Annotated in this window: 16 protein-coding genes; 13 read left to right on the forward strand and 3 right to left on the reverse strand. The window is 53.8% G+C overall.

Annotation, left to right across the window (positions count from 1 at the left end; all coding sequences use genetic code 11):
* Positions 1-27 precede the first annotated feature (27 nt).
* Entirely contained in the window at positions 28-618 is a 591-nt protein-coding gene (locus AC3GOJ_RS02110; protein WP_488235806.1) for a hypothetical protein, read from the forward strand.
* Positions 615-929 (forward strand): DUF1840 domain-containing protein, encoded by a 315-nt coding sequence (locus AC3GOJ_RS02115; RefSeq protein ID WP_488235807.1) that lies wholly within the window; start codon positions 615-617, stop codon positions 927-929. Before AC3GOJ_RS02110 ends, AC3GOJ_RS02115 begins: the two co-directional genes overlap by 4 nt.
* On the opposite strand, the gene AC3GOJ_RS02120 is transcribed toward AC3GOJ_RS02115, so the two are convergent.
* Positions 919-1,683, reverse strand: a complete 765-nt coding sequence (locus AC3GOJ_RS02120) for a spermine/spermidine synthase domain-containing protein (RefSeq protein WP_488235808.1) — start codon at positions 1,681-1,683, stop codon at positions 919-921. The two genes, AC3GOJ_RS02115 and AC3GOJ_RS02120, sit on opposite strands and share 11 nt — an antisense overlap.
* Positions 1,684-1,761: 78 nt before the next feature.
* Here AC3GOJ_RS02120 and AC3GOJ_RS02125 point away from each other — a divergent pair, with 78 nt between their 5' ends.
* From AC3GOJ_RS02125 to AC3GOJ_RS02135, 3 genes are read left to right on the forward strand one after another with little or no spacing between them, the layout of a single operon-like run.
* Positions 1,762-2,625 carry a hypothetical protein gene (locus AC3GOJ_RS02125; RefSeq protein ID WP_488235809.1) on the forward strand — a complete coding sequence of 288 codons (864 nt, stop codon included), beginning with the start codon at positions 1,762-1,764 and terminating at the stop codon, positions 2,623-2,625.
* Positions 2,609-3,190 (forward strand): chromate transporter, encoded by a 582-nt coding sequence (locus AC3GOJ_RS02130; protein ID WP_488235810.1) that lies wholly within the window; start codon positions 2,609-2,611, stop codon positions 3,188-3,190. The genes AC3GOJ_RS02125 and AC3GOJ_RS02130 overlap by 17 nt, the downstream gene beginning before the upstream one ends.
* The gene (locus AC3GOJ_RS02135; RefSeq protein WP_488235811.1) at positions 3,187-3,711 is read left to right on the forward strand and encodes a chromate transporter; all 525 of its coding nucleotides are present in this window, start codon (positions 3,187-3,189) and stop codon (positions 3,709-3,711) included. Before AC3GOJ_RS02130 ends, AC3GOJ_RS02135 begins: the two co-directional genes overlap by 4 nt.
* A gap of 136 nt (positions 3,712-3,847) precedes the next feature.
* Here the strand turns inward: AC3GOJ_RS02135 and AC3GOJ_RS02140 are convergent, their stop codons facing one another.
* A complete protein-coding gene (locus AC3GOJ_RS02140) occupies positions 3,848-5,803 on the reverse strand; it encodes a PhoX family protein (protein ID WP_488235812.1) in 1,956 nt (651 codons plus the stop codon).
* 200 nt (positions 5,804-6,003) lie between these two features.
* Here AC3GOJ_RS02140 and gspG point away from each other — a divergent pair, with 200 nt between their 5' ends.
* Genes gspG through gspN form a run of 8 tightly spaced genes read left to right on the forward strand, consistent with a single transcriptional unit; the run spans position 6,004 to position 11,528 of the window.
* Positions 6,004-6,453 (forward strand): type II secretion system major pseudopilin GspG, encoded by a 450-nt coding sequence (gene gspG / locus AC3GOJ_RS02145; RefSeq protein ID WP_488235813.1) that lies wholly within the window; start codon positions 6,004-6,006, stop codon positions 6,451-6,453.
* A gap of 5 nt (positions 6,454-6,458) precedes the next feature.
* The gene (locus tag AC3GOJ_RS02150; RefSeq protein ID WP_488235814.1) at positions 6,459-6,902 is read left to right on the forward strand and encodes a GspH/FimT family pseudopilin; all 444 of its coding nucleotides are present in this window, start codon (positions 6,459-6,461) and stop codon (positions 6,900-6,902) included.
* Positions 6,899-7,312 (forward strand): type II secretion system minor pseudopilin GspI, encoded by a 414-nt coding sequence (gspI, locus tag AC3GOJ_RS02155; protein ID WP_488235815.1) that lies wholly within the window; start codon positions 6,899-6,901, stop codon positions 7,310-7,312. The genes AC3GOJ_RS02150 and gspI overlap by 4 nt, the downstream gene beginning before the upstream one ends.
* Positions 7,312-7,923, forward strand: coding sequence for a PulJ/GspJ family protein (locus AC3GOJ_RS02160; RefSeq protein ID WP_488235816.1), 612 nt, complete (start codon positions 7,312-7,314; stop codon positions 7,921-7,923). The genes gspI and AC3GOJ_RS02160 overlap by 1 nt, the downstream gene beginning before the upstream one ends.
* On the forward strand, positions 7,920-8,864 hold the full coding sequence (gene gspK / locus AC3GOJ_RS02165) for a type II secretion system minor pseudopilin GspK (RefSeq protein ID WP_488235817.1): 945 nt from the start codon (positions 7,920-7,922) through the stop codon (positions 8,862-8,864). Before AC3GOJ_RS02160 ends, gspK begins: the two co-directional genes overlap by 4 nt.
* Positions 8,861-10,093 (forward strand): type II secretion system protein GspL, encoded by a 1,233-nt coding sequence (gene gspL / locus AC3GOJ_RS02170; RefSeq protein WP_488235818.1) that lies wholly within the window; start codon positions 8,861-8,863, stop codon positions 10,091-10,093. The genes gspK and gspL overlap by 4 nt, the downstream gene beginning before the upstream one ends.
* The gene (locus AC3GOJ_RS02175) at positions 10,090-10,749 is read left to right on the forward strand and encodes a type II secretion system protein M (protein WP_488235819.1); all 660 of its coding nucleotides are present in this window, start codon (positions 10,090-10,092) and stop codon (positions 10,747-10,749) included. The genes gspL and AC3GOJ_RS02175 overlap by 4 nt, the downstream gene beginning before the upstream one ends.
* A complete protein-coding gene (gene gspN / locus AC3GOJ_RS02180) occupies positions 10,749-11,528 on the forward strand; it encodes a type II secretion system protein N (RefSeq protein WP_488235820.1) in 780 nt (259 codons plus the stop codon). Before AC3GOJ_RS02175 ends, gspN begins: the two co-directional genes overlap by 1 nt.
* Before the next feature lie 27 nt (positions 11,529-11,555).
* On the opposite strand, the gene AC3GOJ_RS02185 is transcribed toward gspN, so the two are convergent.
* Complete coding sequence (locus AC3GOJ_RS02185) at positions 11,556-13,025, reverse strand: hypothetical protein (protein ID WP_488235821.1); 1,470 nt, start codon at positions 13,023-13,025, stop codon at positions 11,556-11,558.
* Positions 13,026-13,092 lie beyond the last annotated feature (67 nt).

Here is a 13,092-nt window from a genome sequence, read left to right on the forward strand (position 1 = left end):
ATCATCTTTAAAACGGATATCTGATCGATGGAAACCTTAGCCTCGCCTCACACACTTGAACTGATTCCGTTCTTCAAGAATTTACCCTTGGGCATCTTTGGTCTGCTCTCAGCACTGTGGATCAATGTGTTTTTTCTCCGCCGGATTACGATCAACTTTGAGATTCGTGGCCGGATCTGCCTGAACCGAAACCGTCCCACGGGGGTCTTTCATCATTACTTTGCGGCCATCACCTACCTCATGGTGGTTCAAATTCTGGTGATCGTTCTGTGGGGCGTGGCACTCAACGGTTTGTCGCTCATCAAAGACCCCTTAGAAGCCATTATGTTTGCGGGCAGCTGTTACACCACCATGGGTATTGTCACAGAGGTCATGCCTACGGGTTGGAAGTTTATCGCCATTGTGATTGCCCTCTCGGGACTGTTTGCCGTTGCACTTGCCACATCTTCGATGATCAACATGTCGGTTCTGTTCCGAAGAGCCTGGCTCATCAAACACGCACAAAGAATCGAAGCCATTCTGCAGCGGGAAAATATCGAAATCCCTGACTTCATGTCGGTTCAAGAGACCATTAAAGTCAAAGCTGAAATCAAGACAACGGAAACACCGCGCACATGAGCCTCATCAAGTTTCACTCCCCCACCCAGGGCAGCGTCATCATGTTTGGCGAAAATGCCCAGACCCTACTCGACACCCTCGGCTTATCCAACAAGGGAGAAATGAGCACGGCCCAGCTCCCGGCCTATCTGGAGCGCCTCAAAACGGCCATCGAAGCCGATAAAGTCACCAACCCGGTCATCTGGCCGGAAGAGTTGAATGCCGAAGAAGACATGAACGCGCCGGTCATCGTGCGCTTTTCACAGCGGGCTGCGCCTATGGTGCAGCTGATGACGCGTTGTATCAGCGCCACCGAGCCCATTAGCTGGTAATACGCACTCCGAAAGGCAACCCACCTGCCTCGGCCATGAGGCGCTCTACCATTGGCAGCAGATCCAGATTGCAGGAATCCGCCAAAAGGGCCGCACGGGTGCGAAGTTCACTCTCACCCAGACACTGGGTATCAGCACCAGCCGCAAGGGCAATCATATTGCCCCCCGGAGTTTGCGGCAGAAAACAAACCCGCCCCTCAAAAGCTGCATTCAGCGTCAGGCCGGTTTCCAGAAACCTCGGGCTACGACTCAACAGATTGGTCACCAGCAACCCACCCGGGTTCAAATGCGTAAGACAGCTCTGATAGAAAGCCGTTGATTCAAGACTGCCGGTCTTGGCATCGGCATCGTAGCCATCCACCAGGATCAAATCAAAACACTGAGTCGCTTCTGCCAACCAACCAGCCCCCTCGCCAATCTCAATCATCAAACGCTCAGACAGTGACGGCAGTTGAAACATCTGCTGCGCAGCACTCACTACGGCAGGTGACAACTCCACCACCGTTTGGCGGGCATCCGGCAAATACCGGTGAATAAAACGGGTCAATGATCCGGCCCCCAGGCCAATCTGCAGAATTGACACCGGCATGGCCGGCCACTTTGGCGACAACAGCAGCGCTGCCATCATATCCCGCGTATAGGCCAGTTCCAGATCCCAGGGACGATTAACGCGCATGGCTCCCTGCACCCAGTCAGAGCCAAAGTGTAGGGTGCGGATACCGCGGGCTTCACGACTCTCTATGGGAAAAGACATATGGAACAATTCACCCGAAATAACGAACCAGATACAGCAATGTTAGACTGAACCATCTTATTGTCCAGCAGAACCGCCATGGCAAAAAATGCGAAGCCCTCAGATCCACTGAACAAGCTTGATAAGCGCATCACCAACCGAGAGTTTAAACTGCTCCTCAAGCCACGAGGGTTGGATCGCCGACATCGCATTACTGAATTGCAAACGGAAATCCACAACCTCTGCGAGGAAAGTGGTCTGCTATTTACTGCCCCTGAAACCATCAACAGCGGCATGCGTAATATTTATTTTGTCGACACACTCGATAATGCTTTCCTGCGAAACAAGCTCATTATGCGGGTACGAGAATCACGCAAAGAAGCCTGGACAGATGACTGGTGCGAAGTGACTTTTAAATGCCGCTCGGAAGATATCGACCGGGCCTGGCAACTTAACCCGATCCCTAAAACAGACTACCCATTCCGCATACGTTTTAAAGAAGAAATCCTCAAAGATGGTCCAATTGGCTCTATACGCCGATTGTATTCTCATAACGTAATCCTCGACCAGGTCGCTACTATCGACCGCATACCTACCCGCAAGCTCTCTGCACTAGTCCCAATTTTCCCCGGTTTAGCCGAGGTTAACCTCCCCTTCGATCAGAAATTGCGTATTGTAGGTAACGCCAAAAACAAAGTGCTTGAAGCCTGTGTCACCCTGGGCAATATCGCATTCTCAAGCAACGTACATGCCCATTGCGAAATCGCCATCTGGTTTCATACCGTCGGCGAACCCATGATTGGCGAACTGGCCTTTGCCTACAGTGTGCATAAAAGCAATCGGAAAGATATCGAAGTCCATCGTCTTGCTGACGAATTCTTCAAAAAACTCCAGCAGTTTTTCGCCAAAGACATCGCCCTGGGCACCACTAAAACCGCAATGATGTATGGCAGCAAAGAATAGTCCTGAACTGCCAAAGATCTCATTACACCAGATCTTCTGGCAATTCTTTGTTGTAGGCGCTATTAGCTTTGGCGGCGGTATCGTCGCGTATTTAAAAGAACTCCTCGTTACACGCTATCGATGGATCGACAACGACGAATTCATCGTCATGCTCTCGATCAGCCAGACTATGCCTGGTTTAAATTCAGTCAACATTGCCATCCTCATGGGAGACCGCTTACGTGGTGCTCTTGGCGCCTGGGCTGCAAGCATAGGCCTGCTACTCCCCGGTGCCGTGATTGTCTTAAGCATTGGCCTGCTCTACAGCCTTAATAGTAACCACCCCATGGCCAATCATGTACTGGGTGGAATTGCGGCAGCAGCCGCTGCACTGCTCGCGATAGTGACCTGGAACCTGGGCGAGCGCACCTTTAAAAAGCGCAAATCTCTCGCGCTGCTGGTGCTAACTTTCGTGCTGATGAGCATCCTCAAATGGCCGCTTTATCTGGTACTGGTCACCTTGCTGCCGCTCGCACTATTTATTTACAGACCGTCAGAGTCACATCAACAAAGAGACATTTCATGACAACCTGGATACAACTTGCCAGTGTTTTTTCCATGCTGTCGTTACTCGCAGTAGGCGGTGGTTCTGCCGTGCTGCCAGAAATGCAGAACCTGCTTCACCAGCAATTCAACCTCTCTCAAACCGAATTTGTACACGCCTATAGCGTCGGGCAGCTTGCACCCGGCCCCAATATGCTAGCCGTGCTCATCATGGGCGAGATGATCGATGGTCTGATGGGTGCACTTATCGTTGCGCTGGCCTTTTTCATACCTTCCAGCATTCTCTGTCTTTATGCAGGTCGGCTCTGGACACGCATTGGCGATACGCCCTGGCGACATTCCCTGCAACAAGCGCTGGAACCGATTTCCATAGGCCTAATGTGTTCAGGTGTCTACACCATTGCCAAAGAAGCACTCGTCAACTGGCAATCCTGCGCCATAGCCCTTGTTGTGGGGCTACTTTTGCTCAAATCCAAAATCAACCCCGTCATACTCATCATGGCCGCAGGCATTACAGGATGGCAAATTGCCTATCTGCATTAACCAATAAAATTCTTAATAGCCAAAACCTTTATTTACGCCTGTACAAATGGATTACGCTGGCCTTCTTGCGCACATTTTCAGCCAGCACTAACAAAAAGCCGACCACTCGGGTCGGCTTTTTGAGACGCATCTCAACTTAGCTACCAATTACCCCGCCATCATCTTTGGTGATAATCAGGGTTGCCGAGCGCGGCAGCGCAGCCCCACCCTCTGGCCAATGGCTATTACCGCCTTCGCCCGGGTGCTGAATGTTGATAAACAGGGTTTTGCTATCCGGTGTAAATGTCAGGCCGGTCACTTCACACTCCTTCGGTCCTACGAGGAAACGACGTATTTCCTTGGTGGACGGGTCCGCCGCCAACATCTGATTGTTGCCCTGGTTGGCGTAATCACCACTATTGCTGTACTTACCATCTGTCTGGATCCAGAGGCGACCGAACTGGTCAAAACCCAGACCATCCGGGCTGTTGAAGGTGTTATCGGCGGTCACATTGCTGCTACCTGCATTCAGAGTGCCCTTATTAGCCGTAACTGTCGGGTTACCGGCCAAAACAAACAAATCCCAATCGAACGTCAAAGCGGCTGCATCATTACCGGTTTCGCGCCAGTGCACAATCTGCCCGTAAATATTCTTAGCACGGGGATTCGGATCGTCTGTCGTGGTTCTGCCCGAGTTGTTGGTCATCGTCGCGTAGACCTCGCCCGTGGTCGGGTGAACAGCAACCCACTCCGGACGGTCCATCTTCGTAGCACCAACGGCGTCAGCCGCCAAACGGGTATTCACCAGAATTTCAGCTTGGCTGGCAAACCCGGACAACAGTGTATTGCTGGTTGTCAAAGGAATCCACACACCGGTGCCCATCATGTCGCCTGTGGCAGCACCACTGTTAAACTTGGCAACGTACAGCGTACCCGAATCCAGCAGATCACGATTGTTAGCCGCGTTACCGGCAATATATTTACCCGTTGAGACAAACTTGTAGACGTAGTCGTTGGCTTCATCGTCACCCATGTAGACAACGACGCGACCATCGGTATTGATGCGATAGGCAGCGTTCTCGTGCTTAATACGGCCCAATGCAGTGCGCTTCTTCGGTGTCGAGGTCGGATCAAACGGGTCAATCTCTACAATCCAACCAAACCGGTTGGATTCATTCGGCTCTTTCTTGTAGTCGAAACGGTCATGGAATACCTCCCAACCATAACCCGTTGTTCCAGATGTGATGCCGTAACGTTTTTGGGCGGCGGAACGGCCATCCACCGAAGGATCAACTGTTGTCCCAAAGTTGTTGTTCCAGTTTTCTTCGCAGGTCAGATAAGTACCCCACGGTGTAAAGCCGTTACCGCAGTTATTGATGGTGCCGAGCACCTGGGTACCTGTTGCATCTGCAGTGGTTTTCAAGAGCGCATGTCCCGCTGCAGGGCCCGTCAAGGTCATTAAGGTCGCTGAAGTAATACGACGGTTGTACTTTGAATCGAGGACCACATTCCATTTACCCGCGGTACGCTTGATGTGAATAACCGAGCAACCCCAGGCATTAATGGCCTTGTTAACACGATCCAGCGTGTTGGCTGGCGCAGCAGTGGCACCGAAAAGTGTCAGATAGTTTTTGTAGTCTGGTGACACGGTGGTGCTGTACTCGTGGTTCATCACCAGCAAGCCTTCGTCACTGGTTTTGCCATCCATCGAGAAAAAGTGAATGCCATCATGGTTATCACCAACCTGACGCAACTGGTCTGCAGCGGTCTCGCTACCATCACCCTTCCAGGTTGAACCCGCCCCGCTGCTGAACAATGGTGTGCCCCAAGGCACAAATGGCGTCGCGGTGTAGCCCTTGGCAACACTCACGCCATCACCCGTATAGGCCGCAACCGCACCATAGCCCAGCGTAGACTGGGTTGCCGGTGCCGTGCTTGAGCTACTGCCACCGCCACATGCTGCTAAGCCGCCCGAGAGAAATGTCAACGCCGCTGCGCCGACCCCGGTCTTGATGAAGCCGCGACGGGTCATGACACGCTGAACCACTGTTTGAAAGTGTTCATTGTCGCTTAGGTTGGACGGCAGGTCGTTGTTATCGATCGGGTTACCCATGAAAGCACTCCTTTGTGCACGATGATTGATCAGATGGCTTTTGAACCACGCAAGGCATAACCCTAAAAAAGACGTGTTACGGTTTGTAGATGGTTTTTTTAATTTTTTTTGACAGCCGGCCGCTTTACGATTTGGATCATGAGGTGCAGTCTCCGATAAAGGTTGTTAGAATCAAACAAGATCACTTTCAAATGGCGCTTATGAAACCTCTTCTCTCCCGCTTACAACGTCGAAATGCTTCAGCAGGATTCACCCTGATCGAAATCATGGTCGTTATCGTGATCATTGGTATTCTGGCCACGCTGGTCGTTCCCAAGATCATGGGGCGGCCTGATGAAGCCCGAGTGGTTTCGGCCAAGCACGACGTTGCCACCCTGGTGCAAGCCCTGAAGCTCTACAAGCTAGACAACGGCCGCTATCCGAGCACAGAACAAGGGCTCAACGCACTCGTGGTCAAACCTTCGAGCGATCCGGCACCCATGAACTGGAAAGTTGGTGGTTATCTGGATAAGCTGCCACAAGACCCGTGGGGACATCCGTATCAGTACACGAACCCCGGTACACATAACAACGAGATTGACGTATTTAGTCTTGGTGCCGACAGTAAACCCGGTGGCAAAGACAACGATAGCGATATCGGCAACTGGTAAGTCCCTTGCATCGCAAATCCCGCGGCTTTACGCTGATCGAGCTGCTGGTTGTTATTGTGATTGTTGCCATGCTGGCCGGTTTGGCCAGCTTGGCGCTGCCGAATCGTGAAGGCCAGCAATGGAAATCCGGCCTGGAGCGACTAACAGCGACGCTTAACTTTGCCCAGGATGAAGCTCTAAGCCGTGGCAGCCCTTTATGGGTGGTTGTCGATCAGCGAGGCTGGCGATTCTTCCGGATCGACCGCTTTGAAAATGCGCAACCGCTGAACCAACCTGAAGCCTTTGCACCGGTTGCCTGGGAAATCCCGCTCAAAACCAGTCCTCAAGAACTGAAATTAGGTGATGACGCCTATCCGGAACCAAAAAATCTGATGTTCAGTTATGAGCAGCAACGCGCTCTGATTGCTCGGGATCGTTTTGGCCGTTTTCATCTGGAGATGACACAGTGACCGGGGCACGGCGACGGCGCCCTTCTTCAGGCGGGATGGCACTGATTGAGGTGCTGGTTGGTATGGCGATTCTGGCCATTGTCCTTATTGCCGCCATGCGCGCACTGAGCAGTGATACCGATACGCAGCAGGCGGTGATGACCCGAAGTCTGGCGCTCATAAGCGCCGACAACACTCTGAACGAACTCTACATGCAACAGGCCTGGCCGGAAGTTGGCACGCGCAGCTTGCCCTGCCCTCAAGCCAATCTGCCGCTGCTCTGTGAGCAGAAGGTTTCCAACAGCGCCAACCCGAACTTCAAACGCATCGACATTACCGTCTATCTTGATGATGGTGCCAAAACGGAAAACCGGACAAAACTGGCCTGGCTTACGGCACTGCTGCCAAATACTCGCGGTGGTAATTTCTGATGCCCGCTAATAGAACCAGACAAAGCGCCCGGGGCTTTACCCTCATCGAAATGATGGTGGCTTTGGTCATCATGGCCATCATCGGGCTGATGGCTTGGCGCGGCCTGGACGGCCTGGTACGTGGCAAAGAGCGCCTGGAGGCGCATGCTGCACAGCAACGTGACCTCCAATACGCCCTCACCCTCCTGGATCGGGACTGCCTGTCGATGGTGGTGACGGATGATCAGGTCGCCCAACCGGTCGCACTGGGCAGCCGGAGTGTCTGGTGGCTACGTCATGATGCAAACGGCACAATACCGGCCTGGCAACTGGTCGGGTATCGGCAACAGACCGATGGACTCTACCGACTCTTATCACCGGTCTTCCCGAACCGGGACAAAGCTGCCGAAGCCTGGCGCAGCCTGACAACGGCACCGGATGCCGGTTTCGGTCAGGCGGATCTGCAGTTAATCAGCAGCCAGATCGTGCGCCAGGATGTCACCGTCTTGTCAGACGCTCCGAATAAAACATCGCCCGTCAAAGGCCTCAAAATCCGCTGGAACCTGGCGGCTAATCAACCGGGCAATGAGCAGGCGGTCACCCGGATTTGCCTGGCAGGAGGTTTCCGTTGAGGCCGCAGCCGCAAACCCGTCAAAAGGGATCTGCCACCCTGACCGCCATGATTGTCATGGTCCTGGCAACCATCATTCTCGCCAGTCTGATCTGGCAACAGCACCTGTCAATCCGCCAATTGGAGTATCAGCGGGATCGTCGCCAGGCGGAATGGCTACACATTTCAGCCACGGATTTCGCGCGCTTTGTTCTGGCTGAAGACAGCCGTGCCACGGGCAACGATCACCTCGGGGAGCCCTGGGCAATTCCTCTGGCCGACACGAAAATTGCCGATTTTTTACGCGGCATTGATATCCCGCAGGAAATCAGACACGTATCCCTTGTGGGTCAGGTCACTGATGCGCAGAGCCGCTTTAACCTGAATAGCCTGGTGGATGGTGGGGGCCAGACCAATGCACAAGCCCTGGCGGTGTTTCAACGGCTGTTGGAAAATAGTGGCACGGACCGGACTCTGGCACTCACGGTTGCCAATTATCTGAGCAAATCCGGATTTCGTTTCCGTGATATCAACGAACTGACGGGTTTCGGCGGTTTCACCGAAGCAACAGTCCGGCGGCTACGCCCAAATCTGGTTGCTTTGCCAGATGCCACCATGATTAACGTCAACACCGCAACGCCAGACGTCCTGAGAGCGTTATTTCAAGGAATGAGCGCTGGCCAGGCCACCTCATTTGCGGCAGCTCGCCTAGAAACGCCTCTGAAATCAGCCATCGAGGTCAATAACCTACTGACTCGGCTTGGTGTCAGTCAGTCAGGTGAAACAAAACTCATTGATACGAAAAGTAGTTTTTTTATTACACGTTCCGAAGTTCGGTTTGGAGAGGCCTTGTATGTGGGACAATCCATCTTGCGCCGAGCTGCCGGTCCAGCATCACCAGGTAACGCTTCAACCCTCACACAAATCATCAGCACCCGCTTCTATAGTACGTTGAAAGAATGAGCCGACTGCTGCTTATCTATTGCCCGATCAACCCGAGGACCCTGAATCCCACAGGCGGTGTTGATATCGACTTCGCCTCCCCCACGGAAGGCTTTCGGTGGTGCTTGGTTGAAGCGGGAAACCGGGTTAGCGGCGGTGAGGGCCCGGTGGGTAGCATGCCTTTTGCTGACGAGGCCTTGATCCTGCTCCCCACGGTTGATGTCCGTTTGATTCACACACGCCTGCCGTTGATCAGCGGCAAGAAACTCGACTCACTGTTGCCGACACTGGCAGAGCCTTTTCTCATTGATCAGCGCACCCCGTTACGCTACCAGGCATTGCCCCCACAACCCGGGGCGAGTGGCATTGAACGGACGATCGTTGTCACCAGTGCCTCCTGGATGTCTTGGCTGGAAACTCAGCTGGCTGATCTGCCCGTGCGTAGCATTCGCATGATTCCTGACTGTCTGCTGCTACCCGAGCCAGCAGCCGACTCACCCACACTATTGACACTCTCCGACCCTATCGGCCCATTGATGGCAATGGCCGTTCGGGAAGGGTACGACTGGGGCTCCGGCTGGATCGAAGCGTTCGACGCCAGCACCAGCGACACCAGCGCCTTTGATTGGACATGGGTGGTGCCTCAGGCCGCGGCCTGGATCGCGCAAAAAACCGGCATCAATCTAATACGCCAGGCCCCCTCAAAACCCAAAGCCCAACGCACGCGACAAAAGGTACGCTGGCAGCCGCAAGTTACATGGTCTCTGTGGCGTAAACCGCTCAAACTGGCTGCGTACACCGGGGCGATCTATCTTGCCGGCAGCATCGTGTATCTGGCCGCGTTAGGTTTAAGTCACTGGCGCTGGAATAAGGTGACGGAAGAGGCCGCACGCCAGAATCTGGTCAATCCGGTCACCAACCATTCAGCGGTGTTGCCCACGTATATTCAGCAAGCCACTCAGAAAATTCATGCAAACGGCAAAGATACCGGCGGTGACTTCATCCCGATGGCCGCCAGTCTGCAGGCGCTGCTCTCAGCCTATCCGGAGGGGTTGCTGGAAAACCTGGTGTATCAACCCGATGGCATGCGCTTCCGTCTACGCAATATGAGCGCCACGCCCGATGCGGATAAGCTGCTGCAACGGGCTCGCACACTAGACATGGCCGTTGTCGCGCTCGGCCGCAATGAATACCAACTCCTGCCATATGCCGGAGTTAGTTCATTACATGGGCAAGAGGCCCGCCCATGAATCTACGTCAGCAGCTTCAACAGGCTCGCGAGCGTCTGAGCATTCTTGGCCGGCAAAGTGCCGCCGCCTTGCAACGTGCCAGAACCCAGCAGGTTGATTTTAATGACATCAAGCGCAGCATGGCGCGCCTGTTCGCCAACCTGCAGCAGCGACTTCGGCAAAAGCCATCGTTTTCTATGGCACAGGTCCGTCCCTGGATGCATCAGCACGGACGTCAACTGGCCATCACCGCCGGGTTACCCCTGCTCGGCCTAGTTTTGTTACTGATTGTGCATCAGCAAATCAACCACCTGAGCACCAGCCTGGCGCTCAAACCCGCCCAGCTAACCGCCATCGAATCACTAGTTCAGGATAGCAAGAGTCACAATGCCAACCCGTCGATAGCGCCGCCACTGACCGACAACGACCTGGAAACGATGCGCGTCATTCTGCAAAACCGAGGAATCAATACCAATATCCTCCGCCTCAACCTGGATCAAGGCGTACGTATCGAGCTTCAGGCGGAACAGGTGCCGTTTGGCCAGTGGGTATCTTTTCTTGAAGAAATCGCCAAACGCTGGCAGGTCTACCCGATTCAACTCACGCTTCAGGCCAGCGAACAACCGGGCAGCGTCACAGTCCGCGGCACGCTGCAGCAAAGTCAGGCAACGCCATAATGGGCTTGAAACTCGAGCAAACTGAAACACCACGCTGGATCTACGGGATTGGCATCATCCTGGTGATCATCGTGGTTGTCATCTGGCAATTACCTGCACGCTGGGTACTTTCATCCGTGGGTACACTCACCCAATGCAAAGTGCTCGTTGACAGTCCATCCGGCAGCATCTGGCAAGGCAGTGCAGCCATAGGCTTTTCCGAACCGGCGCTCGACGGCAAAGGTTGTCGACCCGCACTGGCCATCACGGAGCGTCTACACTGGCAGATGTCTTGCCAGGCTTTCAATCCGGGTTGCCAGTTGAGCATCGAGACCCCGGCGCTGAGCAAACCCTTAAAGATTTACCTGGGGCTCAACGAGGTTCGCGTGCAGGACAATGAAGCCCGACTGCCGGCAGAAATGCTCGAAGTCCTTGGTGCCCCCTGGACACTGCTGCACCCACGAGCACAACTGCACGCCCGCTGGACCGATCTCACCGTCGGAAAAAACACCGGCAACGGCAGCATTCGGGTCAGCATGCATGATCTGATCAGCCCGATCAGCCAGATTCAGCCCTTGGGCAGTTACGATGTTCTGGCTGATCTGACCGCCGAAGGGATCAGCTACGTGCTCAGCACCAGCAAGGGCCCGTTGCTTCTACAGGCACAGGGTACCTTCGGCCCGCGCGGCGTCAACGGTCAGGGCGATGCCAGTGCGACACCGGAAATGAAAGAAGCGCTGACCGGTCTACTGAACCTGATCGGTAAACGGCAGGGCGACACCTACCGCCTCACGTTTTAGACCAGGTTGCCGAGCACCGGCCCATGCTTATTTGGGTGCAGACGCGTTATTCTGTATCGACCACATAAAATCCGTCTTGGTAAAGGGTGCAAATTCTGGCCCGTTAAAGTTTATCGGATTTCGGTAATGCGGCGGATACGGCAGCGAGCTAATCGGAAACGCTGCATTCGTGCTTGCCACCCCCACGGTTGCCGTTCCATGGCAGGTCATGCAATTGCTGCTCAGGCCGGCAGGAATCGTTGGGGAGGTTTCAAGATACGGGTTGAAACAGACGCTCATCTGGTCACTGGTAGCCCCTTGCGTCTGATACCAGGTCGTGCACATCGCAAAATTACGCCACAAGCCTTTGACGTTATCAGTCATGTTCAGCTTATTACCCGGGAAATTATTAAGCGTGTCCGGACCAGGTTGCCACCAGTAAGTCTGCCAGACCCAATGTTTGATTTCCTTGGTACTGACATGCATGGCGACCAGGGCGGCATAATCACCGGCCGTCGCTGTGCCGCCTTGGGCCTTATTGAACTGTACCGCTTCATCGGCCGTCATTTTGAAGGTATATAGCGTCGACATCGGGGCATACAAATACTGTCCGGACACACAGCCGGGTGTCTCGCCGGATTGTCCGTTGTCGGTGTTCTGTCGATTAATCACACCTGCATGGATGTTCGGATCATACGGGACCGGCGGCGTACTTGCAGGCCCCGTGTTTGCCGGGTCAATCAGTACACAGGTTTTCCAGGTTTCTGGCGTGGGATTCTGCAGATTCCAGCTATCCGCCGGACCCCGCCACAACGGAATCGCCGTCAAACCCGTTGACTTGATATAGAGCATCACCGGTTTTGTCTCAATCGCGGCAGATCCTTGTACGCCCGCGCTTGAAGGGGTGTAAGGTGCTTCGATGATGGAGCGATCGGCAATGGGCGTAAACTGGGGCCAAGAGGCATTCAATGCCACCAAGTCCGAACCGTTCGTGTAGTCGTATAAAGCGCCATTCTGCGCATGGCGTTTAGCCAGAAAATTTGCAGCCGCCGGATTGTACTTATTGAACGACACCACTTGCGTATTATCTCGAGCAATGTTCAAGCCCTGACTTAAAAAATGGGCATGCTGATTCGGTGCTGCAAACTGACGCGTCGGCAAACTGAGAAGACCACAGGTTTTGCGATCAAAGACCTCTTCCGTACCGCACCACGTTTCCCATATTGGCAATGGTGCACCGTTATAGGACGAATCGGACACTGTCGTCATCCCTGCCCACAAACTCCAGGAATGCCGCCGCATTGCCACGACATCATTCTGGTCTGCATAGACCTGCAAGACACTTCTGACACCCGGATAGTCATATCCTGCGGGAATATCCTGCGGCACAACCAATCCACTCTGGCTGGGATTGGTATTATTGCTACTGCCGCCATCACCACATCCAGCAATTGCAGCAGCCATAGCCAACCACAATGTTTTTTTCAGGTGTGCGTTAAACATGCTTTGGGCTTTCATGAAGACATTCAAAGGATGAATTGAAGAATCACGGACTGCAATTTTTCAACAATCTTAGATAGTCAGC

It is taken from the genome of Fluviibacter sp., assembly GCF_057744235.1.

Coding starts and splice junctions, on each gene's coding strand:
- AC3GOJ_RS02120 (WP_488235808.1), bottom strand. CDS start 1,683: ATGTCTTTTCCCATAGAGAGTCGTGAAGCCCGCGGTATCCGCACCCTA.
- AC3GOJ_RS02185 (WP_488235821.1), bottom strand. CDS start 13,025: ATGAAAGCCCAAAGCATGTTTAACGCACACCTGAAAAAAACATTGTGG.
- AC3GOJ_RS02115 (WP_488235807.1), top strand. CDS start 615: ATGAGCCTCATCAAGTTTCACTCCCCCACCCAGGGCAGCGTCATCATG.
- AC3GOJ_RS02125 (WP_488235809.1), top strand. CDS start 1,762: ATGGCAAAAAATGCGAAGCCCTCAGATCCACTGAACAAGCTTGATAAG.
- gspG (WP_488235813.1), top strand. CDS start 6,004: ATGAAACCTCTTCTCTCCCGCTTACAACGTCGAAATGCTTCAGCAGGA.
- gspN (WP_488235820.1), top strand. CDS start 10,749: ATGGGCTTGAAACTCGAGCAAACTGAAACACCACGCTGGATCTACGGG.
- AC3GOJ_RS02110 (WP_488235806.1), top strand. CDS start 28: ATGGAAACCTTAGCCTCGCCTCACACACTTGAACTGATTCCGTTCTTC.
- AC3GOJ_RS02160 (WP_488235816.1), top strand. CDS start 7,312: ATGCCCGCTAATAGAACCAGACAAAGCGCCCGGGGCTTTACCCTCATC.
- AC3GOJ_RS02135 (WP_488235811.1), top strand. CDS start 3,187: ATGACAACCTGGATACAACTTGCCAGTGTTTTTTCCATGCTGTCGTTA.
- AC3GOJ_RS02130 (WP_488235810.1), top strand. CDS start 2,609: ATGGCAGCAAAGAATAGTCCTGAACTGCCAAAGATCTCATTACACCAG.
- AC3GOJ_RS02140 (WP_488235812.1), bottom strand. CDS start 5,803: ATGGGTAACCCGATCGATAACAACGACCTGCCGTCCAACCTAAGCGAC.
- gspL (WP_488235818.1), top strand. CDS start 8,861: ATGAGCCGACTGCTGCTTATCTATTGCCCGATCAACCCGAGGACCCTG.
- AC3GOJ_RS02175 (WP_488235819.1), top strand. CDS start 10,090: ATGAATCTACGTCAGCAGCTTCAACAGGCTCGCGAGCGTCTGAGCATT.